Consider the following 14830-nt stretch of genomic DNA (forward strand, 5'->3'; position numbering starts at 1 on the left):
GCCCTTTCCGGGCTTTTGCATGACGGGATGACGATCTCGGCCGGGGGGTTCGGTCTTTGCGGGATTCCCGAGCTGCTGATTGATGCGATCGTGGACAGCGGCGTCAAGGACCTGACCATCGCAAGCAACAATTGCGGCGTCGACGGCTTTGGTCTGGGCAAGCTGCTGGACACTAGGCAGATCAGGAAGATGATCAGCTCTTACGTCGGTGAGAACGCCGAATTCATGCGTCAGTACCTGTCGGGCGAGCTGGAGCTGGAATTCAACCCGCAGGGCACGCTGGCCGAACGGATGCGCGCCGGCGGCAGCGGCATCCCGGGCTTTTACACCAAGACCGGCGTCGGCACCCAGATCGCCGAGGGCAAGGAGGTCAAGATCTTTGACGGCGAGGAATATATCCTCGAACGCGGGATCGTCTCGGACCTGGCGATCGTGAAGGCGTGGAAGGCCGACGACACCGGCAATCTGGTGTTCCGCAAGACCGCGCGCAACTTCAACCCGCCCGCCGCCATGTCCGGCCGCATCTGCGTGGTCGAGGTCGAGGAAATCGTCGAACGCGGCAGCCTGGACCCCGATCACATCCACCTGCCCGGCATCTATGTGCATCGCATCATCCAGGGCGATCACGAAAAGCGCATCGAAAAAGTCACCACCCGCAAGCGTGAGGAGGCGTGATCATGGCCAATGAAATGAAAGGCTGGGATCGTGACCAGATGGCCGCCCGCGCGGCCGAGGAACTGGAAGACGGCATGTATGTGAACCTCGGCATCGGGATCCCGACGCTGGTCGCCAATTACACCGGCGACAAGGACATCACGCTGCAATCGGAAAACGGCATGCTGGGCATGGGCCCCTTCCCCTATGAGGGCGAAGAGGATCCCGACCTGATCAATGCCGGCAAGCAGACCATCACCGAATTGTCGCGCACCTCGTATTTCGACAGCGCGACCAGCTTTGGCATGATCCGCGGCGGCAAGATCGCGGCGGCGATTCTGGGCGCGATGGAAGTGGCCGAGAACGGCGATCTGGCGAACTGGATGATCCCCGGCAAGCTGGTCAAGGGCATGGGCGGCGCGATGGATCTGGTCGCGGGCGTCAAGCGCGTGATCGTGGTCATGGACCACACCAACAAGGCCGGCGAATCCAAGCTGCTGAAGGAATGCACCCTGCCGCTGACCGGCAAGGGCGTGGTCAATCGCATCATCACCAATCTGGGCGTTCTGGACGTGGTCGAGGGCGGGCTGAAGATCGTCGAGACCGCCGATGGCGTGACCGAAGCCGACCTCCGCGCCGCCACCGAAGCCACCATCGTCACCTGACCGGCATGATCACAACCAAACGCAAACGGGGGGCAAAGCCCCCCGTTCGCTGTTGTAGCTTTGAATACAGGCATCCCGATGACACCCGACCAGATACAGCAGCTGTTTACCCGCGACGATGGCAGCTATCTTTGCGCGCGCTGGGGTCGCCCCGTCGCGCCGGTGATCTTCGGCCTTGCCGATGAAAGCCTCGATATCTTTCGCGCGGCGCTGAGGGCGGGCTTTGCCCATGCCGGACATCCGGTGATCGATACCGATCCGGACATGGGCAGCAACCTGATGCTGTTCTTCATGCGCGATTGGGACGAATTGACCGGCGTTCCGGATCTGGATCAGCTGACGGGCATCCCCGACCTGCCCGCGCGGCTGGCGGGGCAGGCTGCCGATCAGTACCGCCTGTTCCGTTTTGACACAGATGGCAGCATCCGGGCCTGCCTGTGTTTTCTGCGCATGTCGGGCGCGCTGGCCAACGCCCATCCCGCCGAACTGGCCGAGGCGCTGACCATGCGCAGCTTGCTCAGCTTTGCCCGCGATATCGCCCCATCGCAGGATCTGGCCGCGCTGATCCGGGCGGCCTATGACCCGGTGCTGCCCGCCGTCGCCACAGATCCCAGCCACGCGCTGCGGCTGTCGGCCCGCCTGTCCGCACAGACCTGACATCGACGGTCGCGCCGACCGCGCGCGCAGTGCGCCCCCGGTCCAGCGACAGCGACCGGACCGGGCCATGCCCGGTCCGCCCCCCCTTGGCGCGAACACCCCGCCAACGATAGGATGCCGACATGAGCCATGCCCTGACCCTGCGCGTCTATTACGAAGACACCGACCTTGCCGGGATCGTCTATTACGCCAACTACCTGCGCTTCATCGAACGCGCCCGCACCGAATGGCTGCGCGATCTGGGCATCGATCAATCCACGCTCAAGGCCGAAAGCGGCCATGTCTTCGCCGTCCGCCGGATCGAGGCCGATTACCTGCGCCCGGCCCGTTTCGATGACCTGCTGCAGATCGACAGCCATCTGCATGCCATGACCGCCGCACGCGTCATCATGGATCAGACTGTCAGGCGCGGCGATCAGACCCTGTTCACGGCGCGTGTGACCATCGTCTGCCTCGATGCCGCGGGCCGTCCCGCACGCCTGCCGGCCGCGTTTTCGCAGGCCATCGGGACAGTGTGACCGGAAGGTCAGCCGCGTGCGGCATCGGCGCGTCGCCCACGGCATTGTGTTGCACTGGGGGCTGATACAGCCTTTAAGAACAGGCTAGAAGGCCCCCGAAAACCGGCCCCCGTGACGATGAGGCAGTGACCATGGAACCCATTCAGGCCGCCGAGGCCCTCGATTTCTCGCTGTTGGCGCTGTTCGCCCGCGCTTCGCTGACCGTCCAGATCGTGATGGTGCTGCTGATCGTCGCCTCCTTCTGGAGCTGGGCGATCATCATCCAGAAATTCCTGACCTTCGCCACCGCCCGCCGCGAAGCCGCGCGTTTCGACCGCGCCTTCTGGTCGGGCGAGCCGCTGGACGATCTTTACGACCGCCTCAGCGACACGCCCTCGGGCGCGTCCGAGCGCATCTTTGCCGCGGGCATGACCGAATGGCGCCGCAGTCATCGCGACGATGGCGCGCTGATCCCGGGCGGGGTATCGCGGATCGACCGGGCGATGAATGTCGCCATCCAGCGCGAGGAAGGCCGCCTGTTCCGGGGCCTGTCCTTCCTGGCCACCGTCGGCTCGACCGCGCCCTTCATCGGACTTTTCGGCACCGTCTGGGGGATCAAGACCGCGTTCGAGGGCATCGCCATGTCCCAGAACACCAGCCTCGCCGTCGTCGCCCCCGGCATTGCCGAGGCGCTGCTGGCAACCGCGCTTGGCCTTCTGGCGGCGATTCCTGCGGTGATCTTCTACAACAAGCTGTCGGGCGATGCCGAACGCGTCACCGGCAATTGGGAGGCTTTCGCAGACGAGTTCTCGACCCTGCTGTCGCGCCAGCTGGACGGCGAGGCCTGATCTCATGGCCGATGTCGTCAAACGGGTCTCTCGCAAGGGTCGCGGCCGCCGCCGCAACGCCCCCATGTCGGAAATCAACGTCACACCCTTCGTCGACGTGATGCTGGTCCTGCTGGTGATCTTCATGGTGGCCGCGCCGCTGATGACGGCAGGCGTGCCGCTGAACCTGCCCAAGACCGCGGCGACCGCCGTTCCCAGCGAACCCGAAGAGCCGCTGGTGATCTCGATCCCGACGGCGGGGGCGATCACGCTGATGAACGAGCCGGTTCAGGACGACGCCATCGTTGCGCGCCTGCGCACGGTTCTGGAAGAACGCCAAAGCGACAAGATCTTCCTGCGGGCCGACGGCCAGATCCCCTATGCCCGCGTGGTGCAGGTGATGGGGGCGCTGAACGCGGCGGGCTATACCAATATCGTTCTGGTCACCGATACCGGTGGCCCGCGCCTGGATGGTTGATCCATGGAAGAACGCGAAGGTCGCATCGGTTACTGGGTCTCGGGGGGGGCGCATCTCGCGCTGATCCTCTGGGCGCTGCTGGGCGGGGTGCTGTTCCGGCCTCAGCCCTCGGCCCCGGTGCGCACGACCGAAGTCGCCACCATGAGCGGCGCCGAATTCGAGGCCTATGCCGCCGCATCGCGCGGGGCCGGTCCGGTCAGCGCCGATGCGACCGCCGCACCCGCGATCCCCGAACCCGCGACCGAGGACGGCAACAGCGACGCCCCCGCCACAAGCGATGCGCCGGCGCCGCAATCCACGGCCCAGGCCCTGCCGCCGACACCCGCGCCCGAACCGCGCCCCGACCTGTCGGATTTCGCCGCGCAGGAACCGGTCGCCGTTGCCAGCGATCTGCCGCAACCTCAGCCCGCGCCGGACAGCCCTGAACAGGTGCCCGCCGCGCCGCAGGCCGCCGCCCCGCCCAGCACGGCCGTTCAGCCCACCCGCCCGACCGCGCCGGTGCAGGATCAGGCCGCGACGCCGGTTGCGCCGCGTTCGGCCCTGGCGCTGGATGGGTCCGCACGTCCGCGAAACCGGCCCGACGGGCTGGTCGCGAATTACCGCGCCCGCGTCGCGGAACAGGAAGCCGCGCGTCAGGCCGCCGCCGATGCCGCTCGCCAGCAGGCCGAGGCCCTGGCCGCAGAGCAAGCCGCCCGCGAAGCGGCCCAGCAGGCCGCCGCCGAACAGGCCGAGCAGGCACGCCAGCAAGCCGCCGCACGCGCCGCCGAAGCCGCCCGCCAGGCCGAGGCCGCCGCCCGCGCCGAGGCAGAGGCAGAGGCAGAGCGTGCCGAAGCAGAGCGTGCCGCCGAGGCAGAACGCCAAGCCCAAGCCGAAGCGGAAGCAGAGGCCGCGCGTCAGGCAGAAGCCGAGGAACAGCGCCGCGCCGAAGAAGCCCGCGCCGCGGCCGCGCGTGAGGCCGAAGCCGAGCGTCAGGCGGAGGAGGAACGGCAAGCCGAGGCCGCACGCCGCGCCGAAGAAGAACGCCGCATCGAGGAAGAACGCCGGGCCGAGGAAGAACGTCAGGCCGAAGCGCGTCGCGCCGAGGAACGTCGGGCGGCGGAAGAAGCCGAGCGACGCGAAGCCGAAGCCCGCGCCGAAGCGGAACGCCAGGCCGAAGCGGATGCCGAAGCCGCCCGTCGGGCAGAAGCCGAAGCCGAGGCCGCCCGTCAGCAGGCGCTTGAAGACGCGCTGCGCGAAGCCCAGCAGGGCACGGCAGGCGCCGATGGGCAGGATCAGGCCTCGACCGGGGACACGACCGGCGGCAATCGCCAGCGGATCGAAGGCGGCAGCGGCGCGTCGGCCACGCAGGACGCGCTGGGGGCCGCGCTTGGCGAGGCGCTGTCCGGCTCCGGCTCGGCCCCGGCCCAGCCGACACCCGACCCGTTGCAACTGAACCCAGTGCCGATCACGCCGACGCCGCTGCCGGACCCCGATCAGCGGTCCGACGCAACCGGAACCACCACTGGGGCTGCGCCGCTTGGCCAGCCCCTTTCGCTATCTGAACGCGACGGTTTCCGCCGCGCCATCGAACAATGCTGGAGCCTTGGCGCGATGTCGGTCGAGGCGCTGAACACCTCGGTCTCGGTCGCGTTCCAGCTTGGCCCCGATGCCCGCCCGATCCTGGATTCGGTCCGTCTGGTCAATTCGGCCAATGGTTCGGATTCAGCCGTGCAGAACGCCTATGAGACGGCGCGCCGCGCGATCCTGTCCTGCGGTCGCAGCGGCTATCCGCTGCCGGCCGACAAATACGGCCGCTGGCGCGACGTCATCGTCGATTTCCGCCCCGGCGGCATTTTCGTGAATGACGGCTAGGGAAAGAACCCGACTTTTGCCCGACAGCCGTTCCGTCTAAAGAGGATACCATGTTTCGTAAGCTGACCCTCGCACCGCTGACCCTTGGCCTTGCCCTTGGCTTCGGCACCCTGACCGCCCTGCCGGCCACCGCGCAGGATGGCCCCCTGCGAATCGAGATCACCGATGGCGTGACCGAACCGCTGGCGATCGCGATCCCCACCTTTCATGGCGGCGAAACCGCGGCCAAGGTGCGGCAGGTCGTGGCCGCCGATCTGACCGGCACCGGCCTGTTCCGCGAAATCGCCGCAGACAGCCACAGCATCACGCGCGACAGCTTTGACGATCCGGTTGCCTACGAGGACTGGCGCGCCGCCGATGCCGCCGGCCTTGTCACCGCCGAGGTGCAGGAACTGGGCGATGAGATCAGCGTCAAATTCCGCCTGTTCGACGTCTTTGCAGGCCAGCCGCTTGGCGACGGCATGCAGTTCGACGCCCGCGCCAGCGACTGGCGCCGCGCCGCCCACAAGATCGCGGACCAGATCTATACCCGGCTGACCGGCGAGGATGCCTATTTCGACAGCCGCGTGGCCTTTGTGCAGGAAACCGGACCCAAAGACGCGCGGATCAAGCGGATCGGCGTCATGGATTACGACGGCAAGAACATCCTGTGGATGACCGACAGTTCGTCCCTGGTCCTTGCGCCGCAATTCTCGCCCGATGGTCGCAAGCTGCTTTATACCAGCTTTGACAGCGGCTTCCCTCAGATCCGGGTGCTGGACGTGGCCTCGGTCAGTTCGCGCGCCCTGACGCAGGGCGGCGACAGCATGGCCTTTTCGCCGCGCTACAGCCCGGATGGGCGCTGGATCGTCTATTCACTGGAAAAGGGCGGCAATACCGACATCTATCTGATGGATGCGGCCACCGGCGCCCAACGCCCGCTGACCGATTCGCCCTCGATCGAGACCTCGCCCAGCTTCAGCCCGGATGGCCGTCAGGTCGTGTTCGAATCCGACCGTTCGGGCACGCCGCAACTGTATGTGGTGGGCATCGACGGGGGTGAGCCGGTGCGCATCAGCTTTGGCGAGGGGCGCTATGGCGATCCGGCCTGGTCGCCCAAGGGCGACATGATCGCCTTTACCAAGCAGATGGGGCAGCGGTTCCATATCGGGGTGATGTCCTCGGACGGGACCAATGAAAAAACGTTGACCGATTCTTTCCTTGACGAAGGTCCGACCTGGGCACCCAATGGCCGCGTCGTGATGTTCACAAGGGTCACGCCGGGTGGCAATGGTCAGCCCCGGCTGCATTCGGTCGATATCACCGGTCGCAACATGCGGCCCCTCACACTGGATTTCGCAGCATCGGACCCCTCCTGGGGCCCCGTGCTGCCGTAAGGATGACGCCATGAACGCAAGATTGCCGCTTGTCGCCGCCTGCCTTCTGGGGCTTGCCGCCTGTGCGCAGCCGCCGCAGGCCCCCACGCAGATCGTGAACGACCCCTATGCAAATACCGGCGCGGGGGCGCTGTATCAGGGCCAACTGGCCGGCGGATCGTTGTCCGGCGAGGCTTCGGCCGAATATTTCCGCAGCCAGGTCGGTGACACGGTGCTGTTTGGCGCTGAACAGACCACGCTTGGCGCCGACGCCCGCGCGACCCTGGCGCGCCAGGCCGAGTGGCTGAACAAGCACGCGACCTTCTCGGCCGTGGTGCAGGGCCATGCCGAGGAAACCGGCACCCGCGAATACAACCTGGCCCTGGGCGCGCGCCGCGCCAGCGCGGTGCAGGAATATCTGGTGGCCCAGGGGGTCCCGGCCTCGCGCATCCGCACGCTGAGCTTTGGCAAGGAACGCCCGGCCGAGGTGTGTTCGGATGAAAGCTGCTATGCCAAGAACCGCCGCGCCGTGACCGTGGTCAGCGACAGCGGGGCAGGATCGTGATCCGCCGGGCAGTCACGGCGCTGGCGCTGATCGCCACCGTCGCGCTGCCCGCCTTCGGGCAGCAGCCGTCGCTGGCCGATCTGCGGTCCGAGCTTTCGGGCCTGCGCAAGCAGTTGCAATCGCTGCGCAGCGAAATGGTCGCCTCGGGTCAGGCCGGATTTCAGGCTGCGGGCGGCGACAGCGCCATCGACCGGATGAACACGATCGAACAGCGGCTGATGCAGCTGACCGACCGCACCGAGCAGTTGCAGAACCGCATCAACCGCATCGTCGAGGATGGCACCCGCCGCATCGGGGATATCGAGTTTCGCCTGTGCGAGATGGATGAAAGCTGCGATCTGGCGGCCCTGACCACGCCGGAACTGGGCGGGCTGGCGCAGGGCGGGGCGAATGTGCCCCCGGCCCTGCCGCCGCAGACCGTGCCGGACAATCCCGGCGCGGCCTCGGAATCCGAACAGGCCGATTTCGATGCCGCGAATGCCGCGCTGAATGCCGGTGATTTCGAACGCGCCGCCGATCTGTTCGGTCAGGTCGCCGACAAGCATGCCGGTGGCCCCCTGACCGCCGAGGCGCTGTATCTGCGCGGCGCATCGCTGGACAGCGCCGGTCGCGACAAAGATGCGGCCTCGGCCTGGCTGGAAAGCTTTGCCGCCGATCCCGACGGCACCCGCGCCGCCGAAAGCCTGCTGGGTCTGGCCCGCGTGATCGCCGCCGATGGCGATCCGGTCGCCGCCTGCCTGTATCTGGGTGAAATCCCCGCCCGGTTCCCCGGCACCGATGCCGCGACCGAGGCCGAGCGTCGGATGGTCGTCATCGGCTGCGGCGAACAGCAGCTTGGCTCTTCGGGCGGCGATCCGATGCTGTCACCCGATCAATTGCCCGATGGCGATTTCGGTGATCTGGACCCCGAGGCCGAAGCCGATCTTGGCATCTATCAGTGACGGACGCCGCCGCGCGGATCCACGCCACGCTTGACCGCCTCGCGGGCGATTGTCCGGCGCTGGGGGTTGCCGTTTCGGGCGGCGGCGATTCGATTGCGTTGATGCATCTGCTGGCCGATTGGTCCAAGGGCCGCCGGATCATGGTGGCGACCGTGGATCACGGTCTGCGCCCCGACAGCGCGGCCGAGGCGCAGACCGTTCATCGTGCCGCCACCGCGCTTGGCCTGCATCACACCACCCTGCGCTGGCAACGCGACAATGCTGAGGGAAACCTGATGGCACAGGCCCGCGACGCGCGGCTGCGGCTGCTGTCGGGATGGGCGCTTCGGCACGACCTGCCTGCCGTTGCGCTTGGCCATACACGCGACGATCAGGCCGAGACGCTGATGATGCGGCTGGCACGCGGATCGGGCATTGACGGGCTTTCCGGCATGGCCGAACGCCGTCAGGCCTTTGACGTGACATGGCTGCGCCCGATGCTGGGCGTCGGGCGGCAGGATCTGCGCGACTGGCTGGTGGCGCGTCAGATCGACTGGATCGACGATCCCAGCAACGAGAACGAGGATTTCGACCGCGTCCGCATCCGCAAGGCCATCGCCGCGATGGGACTGGACGCGCAGGCCCTTGCCCGCGCGGCCGATCATATCCGCGATGCCCGTTCCGCGCTGTCCCATTACGCCGCCAAATCCGCCGACAGCGCCACAGCCCGGAACGGCGCCTTGACCCTGCCCCGCGATGCCTTTCGCGACGCCCCGCCCGAAATCGGCCGCCGCCTTCTGATCGCCGGATGCCGCTGGATCACCGGGGCGGATTATCCGCCCCGCCGCGCCACGGTGCAACATGCGCTGGCCGCCATTTCCGCCGGCAGCCGGGTCACGCTGGATGGTGCGATCGTCACACCCAGCGGCGATCGGCTGCGACTGGCCCGCGAACCCGCCGCCGCGCTGCGCAGCGACCCGTCCCCCGGTCCTTTGTGGGATAACCGCTGGCGGATCACCGGCCTTGCGCCCGGACAGGTGATCGCCGCCATCGGCACCGCACCCCTGCCCGACCTCGACTGGCGCAGTTCGGGCCTGCCACGGGACGAGGCCGCGGCCAGCCCCGGCATCTGGCAGGACGGCCGATTGCAGGCCGCCCCGCTGCTGCGCCCGGTGCGACATATCAGCGTCACCCCCCTCAGGGGCGCGGCAGATTTCCGCAGTCTGGTCATCTCTGATTGAACCTGCCGGGATAATCCCTATTTTCTAACCAAACCGAATACCGCCGGAGGACCCGTCTTGGGCAACGCACGTAATCTGGCCTTCTGGGTCGTTCTATTCCTGATGATTCTGGCGCTGTTCAATTTGTTCAGCGACGGAACCGCGAACATGAACAGCCGCCAGATCAGCTATTCCGACTTTGTCCAGCGTGTCGACAATGATCAGGTTTCCGCCGTCACCATCGATGGCGAGGATATCCAGATCACCGGCACCGACGGCCAAAGCTATATCACCGTCCGCCCGCAGGGCGAAGAGATCGCCGACCGCCTGATCGATCAGGGCGTCGATGTGAAGGTGGTCAAGCAGCAGCAATCCGGCTTCATGTCGCTGCTGGGCGTGTGGCTGCCCTTCATCCTGCTGATCGGCGTGTGGATCTTCTTCATGAACCGCATGCAGGGCGGCGGCAAAGGCGGGGCGATGGGCTTTGGCAAGTCGCGTGCGAAGCTGTTGACCGAAAAGCACGGCCGCGTGACCTTTGACGACGTGGCCGGCATCGACGAAGCCAAGGAAGAGCTGGAAGAGATCGTCGAATTCCTGCGCAACCCGCAGAAATTCAGCCGCCTGGGCGGCAAGATCCCGAAGGGCGCGCTGCTGGTCGGCCCTCCGGGCACCGGCAAGACGCTGCTGGCCCGCGCCATCGCAGGCGAGGCCGGCGTGCCGTTCTTTACCATTTCCGGGTCCGACTTCGTCGAGATGTTCGTCGGCGTCGGTGCAAGCCGTGTCCGCGACATGTTCGAACAGGCCAAGAAATCGGCCCCCTGCATCGTCTTCATCGACGAAATCGACGCCGTGGGCCGTGCGCGTGGCGTCGGCATCGGCGGCGGCAATGACGAACGCGAACAGACGCTGAACCAGCTGCTGGTGGAAATGGACGGTTTCGAGGCGAATGAAGGCATCATCATCGTCGCCGCCACCAACCGCAAGGACGTGCTGGACCCCGCGCTGCTGCGTCCGGGCCGCTTTGACCGTCAGATCCATGTGCCCAACCCCGATATCAAGGGCCGCGAGAAAATCCTGTCGGTGCATGCCCGCAAGGTCCCGGTCGGCCCCGATGTCGATCTGCGCATCATCGCCCGCGGCACCCCCGGCTTTTCGGGCGCCGATCTGATGAACCTCGTGAACGAGGCTGCGCTGACCGCCGCGCGGATCGGCCGCCGGTTCGTCAGCATGGAAGATTTCGAGAACGCCAAGGACAAGGTGATGCTGGGCGTCGAACGCCGCAGCATGGTCCTGACGCCGGAACAGAAGGAAAAGACCGCCTATCACGAGGCCGGTCACGCCATCGTCGGATTGTCGCTGCCAAAATGTGATCCGGTCTACAAGGCCACGATCATCCCGCGCGGCGGCGCACTTGGCATGGTGGTCAGCCTGCCCGAAATGGACCGCCTGAACTTCCACAAGGACGAAGCCAAGCAGAAACTGGCGATGACCATGGCCGGCAAGGCCGCCGAGATCATCAAATACGGTGAGGAAGGCGTCAGCAACGGCCCCGCCGGCGACATTCAGCAGGCATCCGGCCTGGCCCGCGCCATGGTGATGCGCTGGGGCATGTCCGACAAGGTCGGCAATATCGACTATGCCGAGGCGCATGAGGGATATTCGGGCAATACCGGCGGCTTCTCGGTGTCGGCCGCGACGAAAGAGCTGATCGAACAGGAGGTTCATGACCTGATCGAGCAAGGCTATGTCGAGGCCCGCCGGATCCTGATCGAGAAAGAGGCCGAATTCGAACGCCTGGCCCAGGGGTTGCTGGAATACGAGACGCTGACCGGCGAAGAGATCGGCAAGGTTATCCGTGGCGAGCAGCTGGGCGGCGATGACGATACCCCAGGCAGTTCGATCCCCTCGGTGACGTCGGTGCCGAAATCCGGCAAGCCCGCGGATCCGGGCGGCGACCCCGCCCCGGCCTGATGACGACCCTGCCCCCGGCCCCGCGCCGGGGGTTTTCTTTTGCGGTCACGCACTCGGGCAAAGGTGGCACTTGATCCCGCGACACGGGCAGTGCATGTCGCAGGGCAACATGGCCAATCTTGATGACATCACCGACATGACCACGCTGCGCGCCGAAATCGACGCGCTGGACCGGGACTTGATCGCGCTGTTCGCCCGCCGTCGTCAGATGATCGACTGCGCCGCACGGATCAAGCAGACCCAGGACCTGCCCGCCCGCATCGACTGGCGGGTCGAGGAAGTGGTGATGAATGCCCGCCGGAACGCCGATGCCGCGGGGCTTGACCCCGACCTGTTCGAAGCCATCTGGCGACGACTGGTCGATGCCGCCATCGAACAAGAGGACCGCCAGTTGAAAGGATCTCGTCCATGACTGCCACGCTGATCGACGGCAAGGCCTTTGCCGCCAGTTTGCGCCAACGTATCGCGACCCAGGTCGCCACGCTGAAGGAAAAGGGGATCACCCCCGGTCTTGCGGTGGTTCTGGTGGGCGAAGATCCCGCCAGCCAGGTCTATGTCCGCTCGAAGGGCAAGCAGACCCTTGAGGTCGGCATGAACTCCTACGAGCACAAGCTGCCCGAGGACACGCCCGAGGCCGATCTGCTGGCTCTGATCGACAGGCTGAACAACGATCCGGCGGTGAATGGCATTCTGGTGCAACTGCCCCTGCCCCGCCATATGGACGAGGCGGCGGTCATCAACGCCATCGACCCGGCCAAGGATGTCGACGGGTTTCACATCCTGAATGTCGGGCTGCTGGCAACCGGGCAGAAGGCCATGGTGCCCTGCACCCCGCTTGGCTGCCTGATGATGCTGCGCGATCAGCTGGGCAGCCTGTCGGGCAAGCGTGCGGTCGTCGTCGGTCGGTCGAACATCGTCGGCAAGCCGATGGCGCAGCTGCTACTGCGCGACAGCGCCACCGTCACCATCGCGCATTCGCGCACCGCCGATTTGCCCGACCTGTGCCGACAGGCGGATATTCTGGTCGCCGCTGTCGGCCGTCCGCATTTCGTGCAGGGCGATTGGGTGAAACCCGGTGCGACTGTCATCGATGTGGGCATCAACCGGACCGATGACGGGTTGGTCGGCGATGTCGATTTTGCCGCGGCACGCCAGATCGCGGGGGCAATCACCCCGGTTCCGGGCGGTGTCGGCCCGATGACCATTGCCTGCCTTCTGGCCAACACGCTGACCGCGACCGCGCGGGCGAATGGCCTGCCCGACCCTGAAGGGCTGACCCCCTAACCGTCGAACAATGTGGCCTGCCCCGGCTGAACCGGGGCGGCCAGACCCAGATGCCGCCAGGCGCGCGGCGCAAGCTGGCGTCCGCGCGGCGTTCGCGCGATCAGACCCTGTTGCAGCAGATAAGGCTCGATCACCTCTTCGATGGCGTCGCGACTTTCCGAAAGTGCCGCCGACAGGGTTTCGACCCCGACCGGCCCGCCACCGTAATGTTCGGCCATCAGGGTCAGATAGCGCCGATCAGCACCGTCCAGCCCCAGATCGTCCACGCCCATCCGGGTCAGGGCCGCGTCCGCGATCTGCCGGGTCAGGCGGCCATCGCCCTCGACCAGGGCGAAATCGATCACACGGCGCAGCAATCGCCCCGCGATTCGCGGCGTACCACGCGCCCGGCAGGCAATTTCGCGCGTCCCCTCGGGGTCGGCATCGATTCCCGACAGGCGCGCGCCCCGCTGAACGATCAGGTCCAGCTCCTCGATCTCGTAGAATTGCAGACGGGTCGGGATCCCGAAGCGATCGCGAAGGGGCGTCGTCAGCAACCCCAGCCGGGTGGTGGCGCCGACCAGGGTAAAGGGCTGCAACTCGATCCGCACGGTGCGGGCGGCAGGACCTTCGCCGATGACCAGATCCAGCTCGAAATCCTCCATCGCGGGGTAAAGCACCTCTTCGACGGCGGGATTCATGCGGTGGATTTCGTCGATGAACAGAACATCGCGGGCTTCCAGATTGGTCAGGATCGCCGCCAGATCGCCGGCTCGCGCCAGCACCGGCCCCGAGGTCATGCGGAAATTGACCCCAAGCTCGCGCGCCATGATCTGTGCCAGCGTCGTCTTGCCCAAACCGGGCGGGCCAAAGAACAGCGTGTGATCCATCGCCTTGCCGCGCATCTTGGCGCTTTCGATAAAGACGCGCAGATTGGCCCGCGCCTCGGCCTGACCGACGAATTCGGTCAGGGCCTGCGGGCGCAGGGCACGATCCTCGCTGTCGCTGTCCATCGGCGCGGCGCGCAGGGTGGGGTCGGGTTGGCTCATCCATGCCCCCAGGGGCCGGGGGCGCGACCAGTCATGGCGCGCAGCCGGGCGATCCGCTGTTCGGTCGGGGGGTGGGTCGCGAACAGCTTGTCCATGCGCAGGCCATGCAGCGGGTTGATGATGAACATCGCCGCCGAGGCCGGGTTGCGTTCGGCAGGGACATTCAGGCTGCGCCCGGCAGCCGTCGCGATCCGTTGCAGCGCCGAGGCAAGCGCATCGGGATTGCCACAGATTTCCGCCCCCTCGCGATCGGCCTCGTATTCGCGGGTGCGCGAGATGGCCATCTGCACCATCATCGCAGCCAGGGGCGCCAGCACCATGGCCAGTATCGCGCCGATCCCGCCGCCGCGATCGTCACGACCGCCTGTGAACAACATCAGGTTGCCCATCATGGCGATGGCCCCGGCCATGGTCGCGGTGACCGTCATGGTCAGCGTGTCACGATTCCGGATATGCGCCAGTTCATGGGCGATGACCCCGGCCAGTTCGTCGCGGTTCAGCGCACGCATCAGGCCCTGCGTCACGGCGACGGCGGCGTTTTCGGGATTGCGGCCGGTGGCGAAAGCGTTGGGCTGTTCGGTCGGCAGAAGATAGACCTTGGGCATCGGCAGGCCCGCGCGACGGGCCAGATCGGCGACCATGTGATACAGATCGCCGCCGTCCTGCGGCCCCAGTTCGACGGCGCCTTGCTGGCGCAGGACCATCTTGTCGCTGTTCCACAGCGCGAACATGTTGCCCGCCCCTGCAAACAGCAAGGCAAAGATCGCGCCCCCGGATCCGCCCATCATCCAGCCCAGCAACATGACGATCGCGGTCAGACCCGCCATCAGCATGAAGGTGCGTGCATTTCCGGCCATC

The 14830-nt window shown here is 66.5% G+C and carries 16 protein-coding genes; 14 read left to right on the plus strand and 2 right to left on the minus strand.

The window, feature by feature from the left end; all coding sequences use genetic code 11:
- The 14 genes from BMX67_RS02285 to folD form a co-directional block, all read left to right on the plus strand.
- Positions 1–675, plus strand: a 675-nt coding sequence (locus tag BMX67_RS02285) for a CoA transferase subunit A (protein WP_090738025.1), incomplete at its 5' end; no start/stop codon positions are given.
- A gap of 2 nt (positions 676–677) precedes the next feature.
- The gene (locus BMX67_RS02290; RefSeq protein WP_175479789.1) at positions 678–1319 is read left to right on the plus strand and encodes a CoA transferase subunit B; all 642 of its coding nucleotides are present in this window, start codon (positions 678–680) and stop codon (positions 1317–1319) included.
- A 78-nt stretch (positions 1320–1397) separates the two neighbouring features.
- Entirely contained in the window at positions 1398–1976 is a 579-nt protein-coding gene (locus BMX67_RS02295; RefSeq protein WP_090732227.1) for a hypothetical protein, read from the plus strand.
- A 122-nt stretch (positions 1977–2098) separates the two neighbouring features.
- Positions 2099–2494, plus strand: coding sequence for a tol-pal system-associated acyl-CoA thioesterase (gene ybgC / locus BMX67_RS02300; RefSeq protein WP_090732228.1), 396 nt, complete (start codon positions 2099–2101; stop codon positions 2492–2494).
- Between the two features lie 131 nt (positions 2495–2625).
- Positions 2626–3321, plus strand: coding sequence for a protein TolQ (tolQ, locus tag BMX67_RS02305; protein ID WP_090732230.1), 696 nt, complete (start codon positions 2626–2628; stop codon positions 3319–3321).
- A 4-nt stretch (positions 3322–3325) separates the two neighbouring features.
- On the plus strand, positions 3326–3778 hold the full coding sequence (locus BMX67_RS02310; RefSeq protein ID WP_090732231.1) for an ExbD/TolR family protein: 453 nt from the start codon (positions 3326–3328) through the stop codon (positions 3776–3778).
- A 3-nt stretch (positions 3779–3781) separates the two neighbouring features.
- The gene (locus tag BMX67_RS02315) at positions 3782–5629 is read left to right on the plus strand and encodes a hypothetical protein (RefSeq protein WP_090732232.1); all 1848 of its coding nucleotides are present in this window, start codon (positions 3782–3784) and stop codon (positions 5627–5629) included.
- A 50-nt stretch (positions 5630–5679) separates the two neighbouring features.
- Complete coding sequence (gene tolB / locus BMX67_RS02320; RefSeq protein ID WP_090732234.1) at positions 5680–7005, plus strand: Tol-Pal system beta propeller repeat protein TolB; 1326 nt, start codon at positions 5680–5682, stop codon at positions 7003–7005.
- Between the two features lie 10 nt (positions 7006–7015).
- Positions 7016–7549, plus strand: coding sequence for a peptidoglycan-associated lipoprotein Pal (gene pal, locus BMX67_RS02325; protein ID WP_090732235.1), 534 nt, complete (start codon positions 7016–7018; stop codon positions 7547–7549).
- Entirely contained in the window at positions 7546–8490 is a 945-nt protein-coding gene (locus BMX67_RS02330; RefSeq protein ID WP_245739107.1) for a tetratricopeptide repeat protein, read from the plus strand. The genes pal and BMX67_RS02330 overlap by 4 nt, the downstream gene beginning before the upstream one ends.
- The gene (gene tilS / locus BMX67_RS02335) at positions 8487–9710 is read left to right on the plus strand and encodes a tRNA lysidine(34) synthetase TilS (protein ID WP_090732237.1); all 1224 of its coding nucleotides are present in this window, start codon (positions 8487–8489) and stop codon (positions 9708–9710) included. The genes BMX67_RS02330 and tilS overlap by 4 nt, the downstream gene beginning before the upstream one ends.
- A 57-nt stretch (positions 9711–9767) precedes the next feature.
- Positions 9768–11660, plus strand: a complete 1893-nt coding sequence (gene ftsH, locus BMX67_RS02340; RefSeq protein WP_090732238.1) for an ATP-dependent zinc metalloprotease FtsH — start codon at positions 9768–9770, stop codon at positions 11658–11660.
- Positions 11661–11769: 109 nt separating this feature from the next.
- Positions 11770–12072 (plus strand): chorismate mutase, encoded by a 303-nt coding sequence (locus tag BMX67_RS02345; protein WP_245739108.1) that lies wholly within the window; start codon positions 11770–11772, stop codon positions 12070–12072.
- Complete coding sequence (gene folD, locus BMX67_RS02350) at positions 12069–12944, plus strand: bifunctional methylenetetrahydrofolate dehydrogenase/methenyltetrahydrofolate cyclohydrolase FolD (RefSeq protein WP_090732239.1); 876 nt, start codon at positions 12069–12071, stop codon at positions 12942–12944. The genes BMX67_RS02345 and folD overlap by 4 nt, the downstream gene beginning before the upstream one ends.
- On the opposite strand, the gene ruvB is transcribed toward folD, so the two are convergent.
- Positions 12941–13972 carry a Holliday junction branch migration DNA helicase RuvB gene (ruvB, locus tag BMX67_RS02355; protein ID WP_090732241.1) on the minus strand — a complete coding sequence of 344 codons (1032 nt, stop codon included), beginning with the start codon at positions 13970–13972 and terminating at the stop codon, positions 12941–12943. The two genes, folD and ruvB, sit on opposite strands and share 4 nt — an antisense overlap.
- The gene (htpX, locus tag BMX67_RS02360; RefSeq protein WP_090732243.1) at positions 13969–14829 is read right to left on the minus strand and encodes a zinc metalloprotease HtpX; all 861 of its coding nucleotides are present in this window, start codon (positions 14827–14829) and stop codon (positions 13969–13971) included. Before htpX ends, ruvB begins: the two co-directional genes overlap by 4 nt.
- Position 14830 lies beyond the last annotated feature (1 nt).

Origin of the sequence: Paracoccus homiensis (assembly GCF_900111675.1) — a bacterium.
In the GTDB taxonomy this organism is placed as follows: domain Bacteria; phylum Pseudomonadota; class Alphaproteobacteria; order Rhodobacterales; family Rhodobacteraceae; genus Paracoccus; species Paracoccus homiensis.

What these genes read in the sequence shown, in the direction of transcription:
- htpX (WP_090732243.1), bottom strand. Translation starts at nt 14,829, where the DNA reads ATGGCCGGAAATGCACGCACCTTCATGCTGATGGCGGGTCTGACCGCG.
- tolB (WP_090732234.1), top strand. Translation starts at nt 5,680, where the DNA reads ATGTTTCGTAAGCTGACCCTCGCACCGCTGACCCTTGGCCTTGCCCTT.
- ruvB (WP_090732241.1), bottom strand. Translation starts at nt 13,972, where the DNA reads ATGAGCCAACCCGACCCCACCCTGCGCGCCGCGCCGATGGACAGCGAC.
- ybgC (WP_090732228.1), top strand. Translation starts at nt 2,099, where the DNA reads ATGAGCCATGCCCTGACCCTGCGCGTCTATTACGAAGACACCGACCTT.
- pal (WP_090732235.1), top strand. Translation starts at nt 7,016, where the DNA reads ATGAACGCAAGATTGCCGCTTGTCGCCGCCTGCCTTCTGGGGCTTGCC.
- BMX67_RS02290 (WP_175479789.1), top strand. Translation starts at nt 678, where the DNA reads ATGGCCAATGAAATGAAAGGCTGGGATCGTGACCAGATGGCCGCCCGC.
- folD (WP_090732239.1), top strand. Translation starts at nt 12,069, where the DNA reads ATGACTGCCACGCTGATCGACGGCAAGGCCTTTGCCGCCAGTTTGCGC.
- BMX67_RS02345 (WP_245739108.1), top strand. Translation starts at nt 11,770, where the DNA reads ATGGCCAATCTTGATGACATCACCGACATGACCACGCTGCGCGCCGAA.
- BMX67_RS02295 (WP_090732227.1), top strand. Translation starts at nt 1,398, where the DNA reads ATGACACCCGACCAGATACAGCAGCTGTTTACCCGCGACGATGGCAGC.
- BMX67_RS02315 (WP_090732232.1), top strand. Translation starts at nt 3,782, where the DNA reads ATGGAAGAACGCGAAGGTCGCATCGGTTACTGGGTCTCGGGGGGGGCG.
- tolQ (WP_090732230.1), top strand. Translation starts at nt 2,626, where the DNA reads ATGGAACCCATTCAGGCCGCCGAGGCCCTCGATTTCTCGCTGTTGGCG.
- BMX67_RS02310 (WP_090732231.1), top strand. Translation starts at nt 3,326, where the DNA reads ATGGCCGATGTCGTCAAACGGGTCTCTCGCAAGGGTCGCGGCCGCCGC.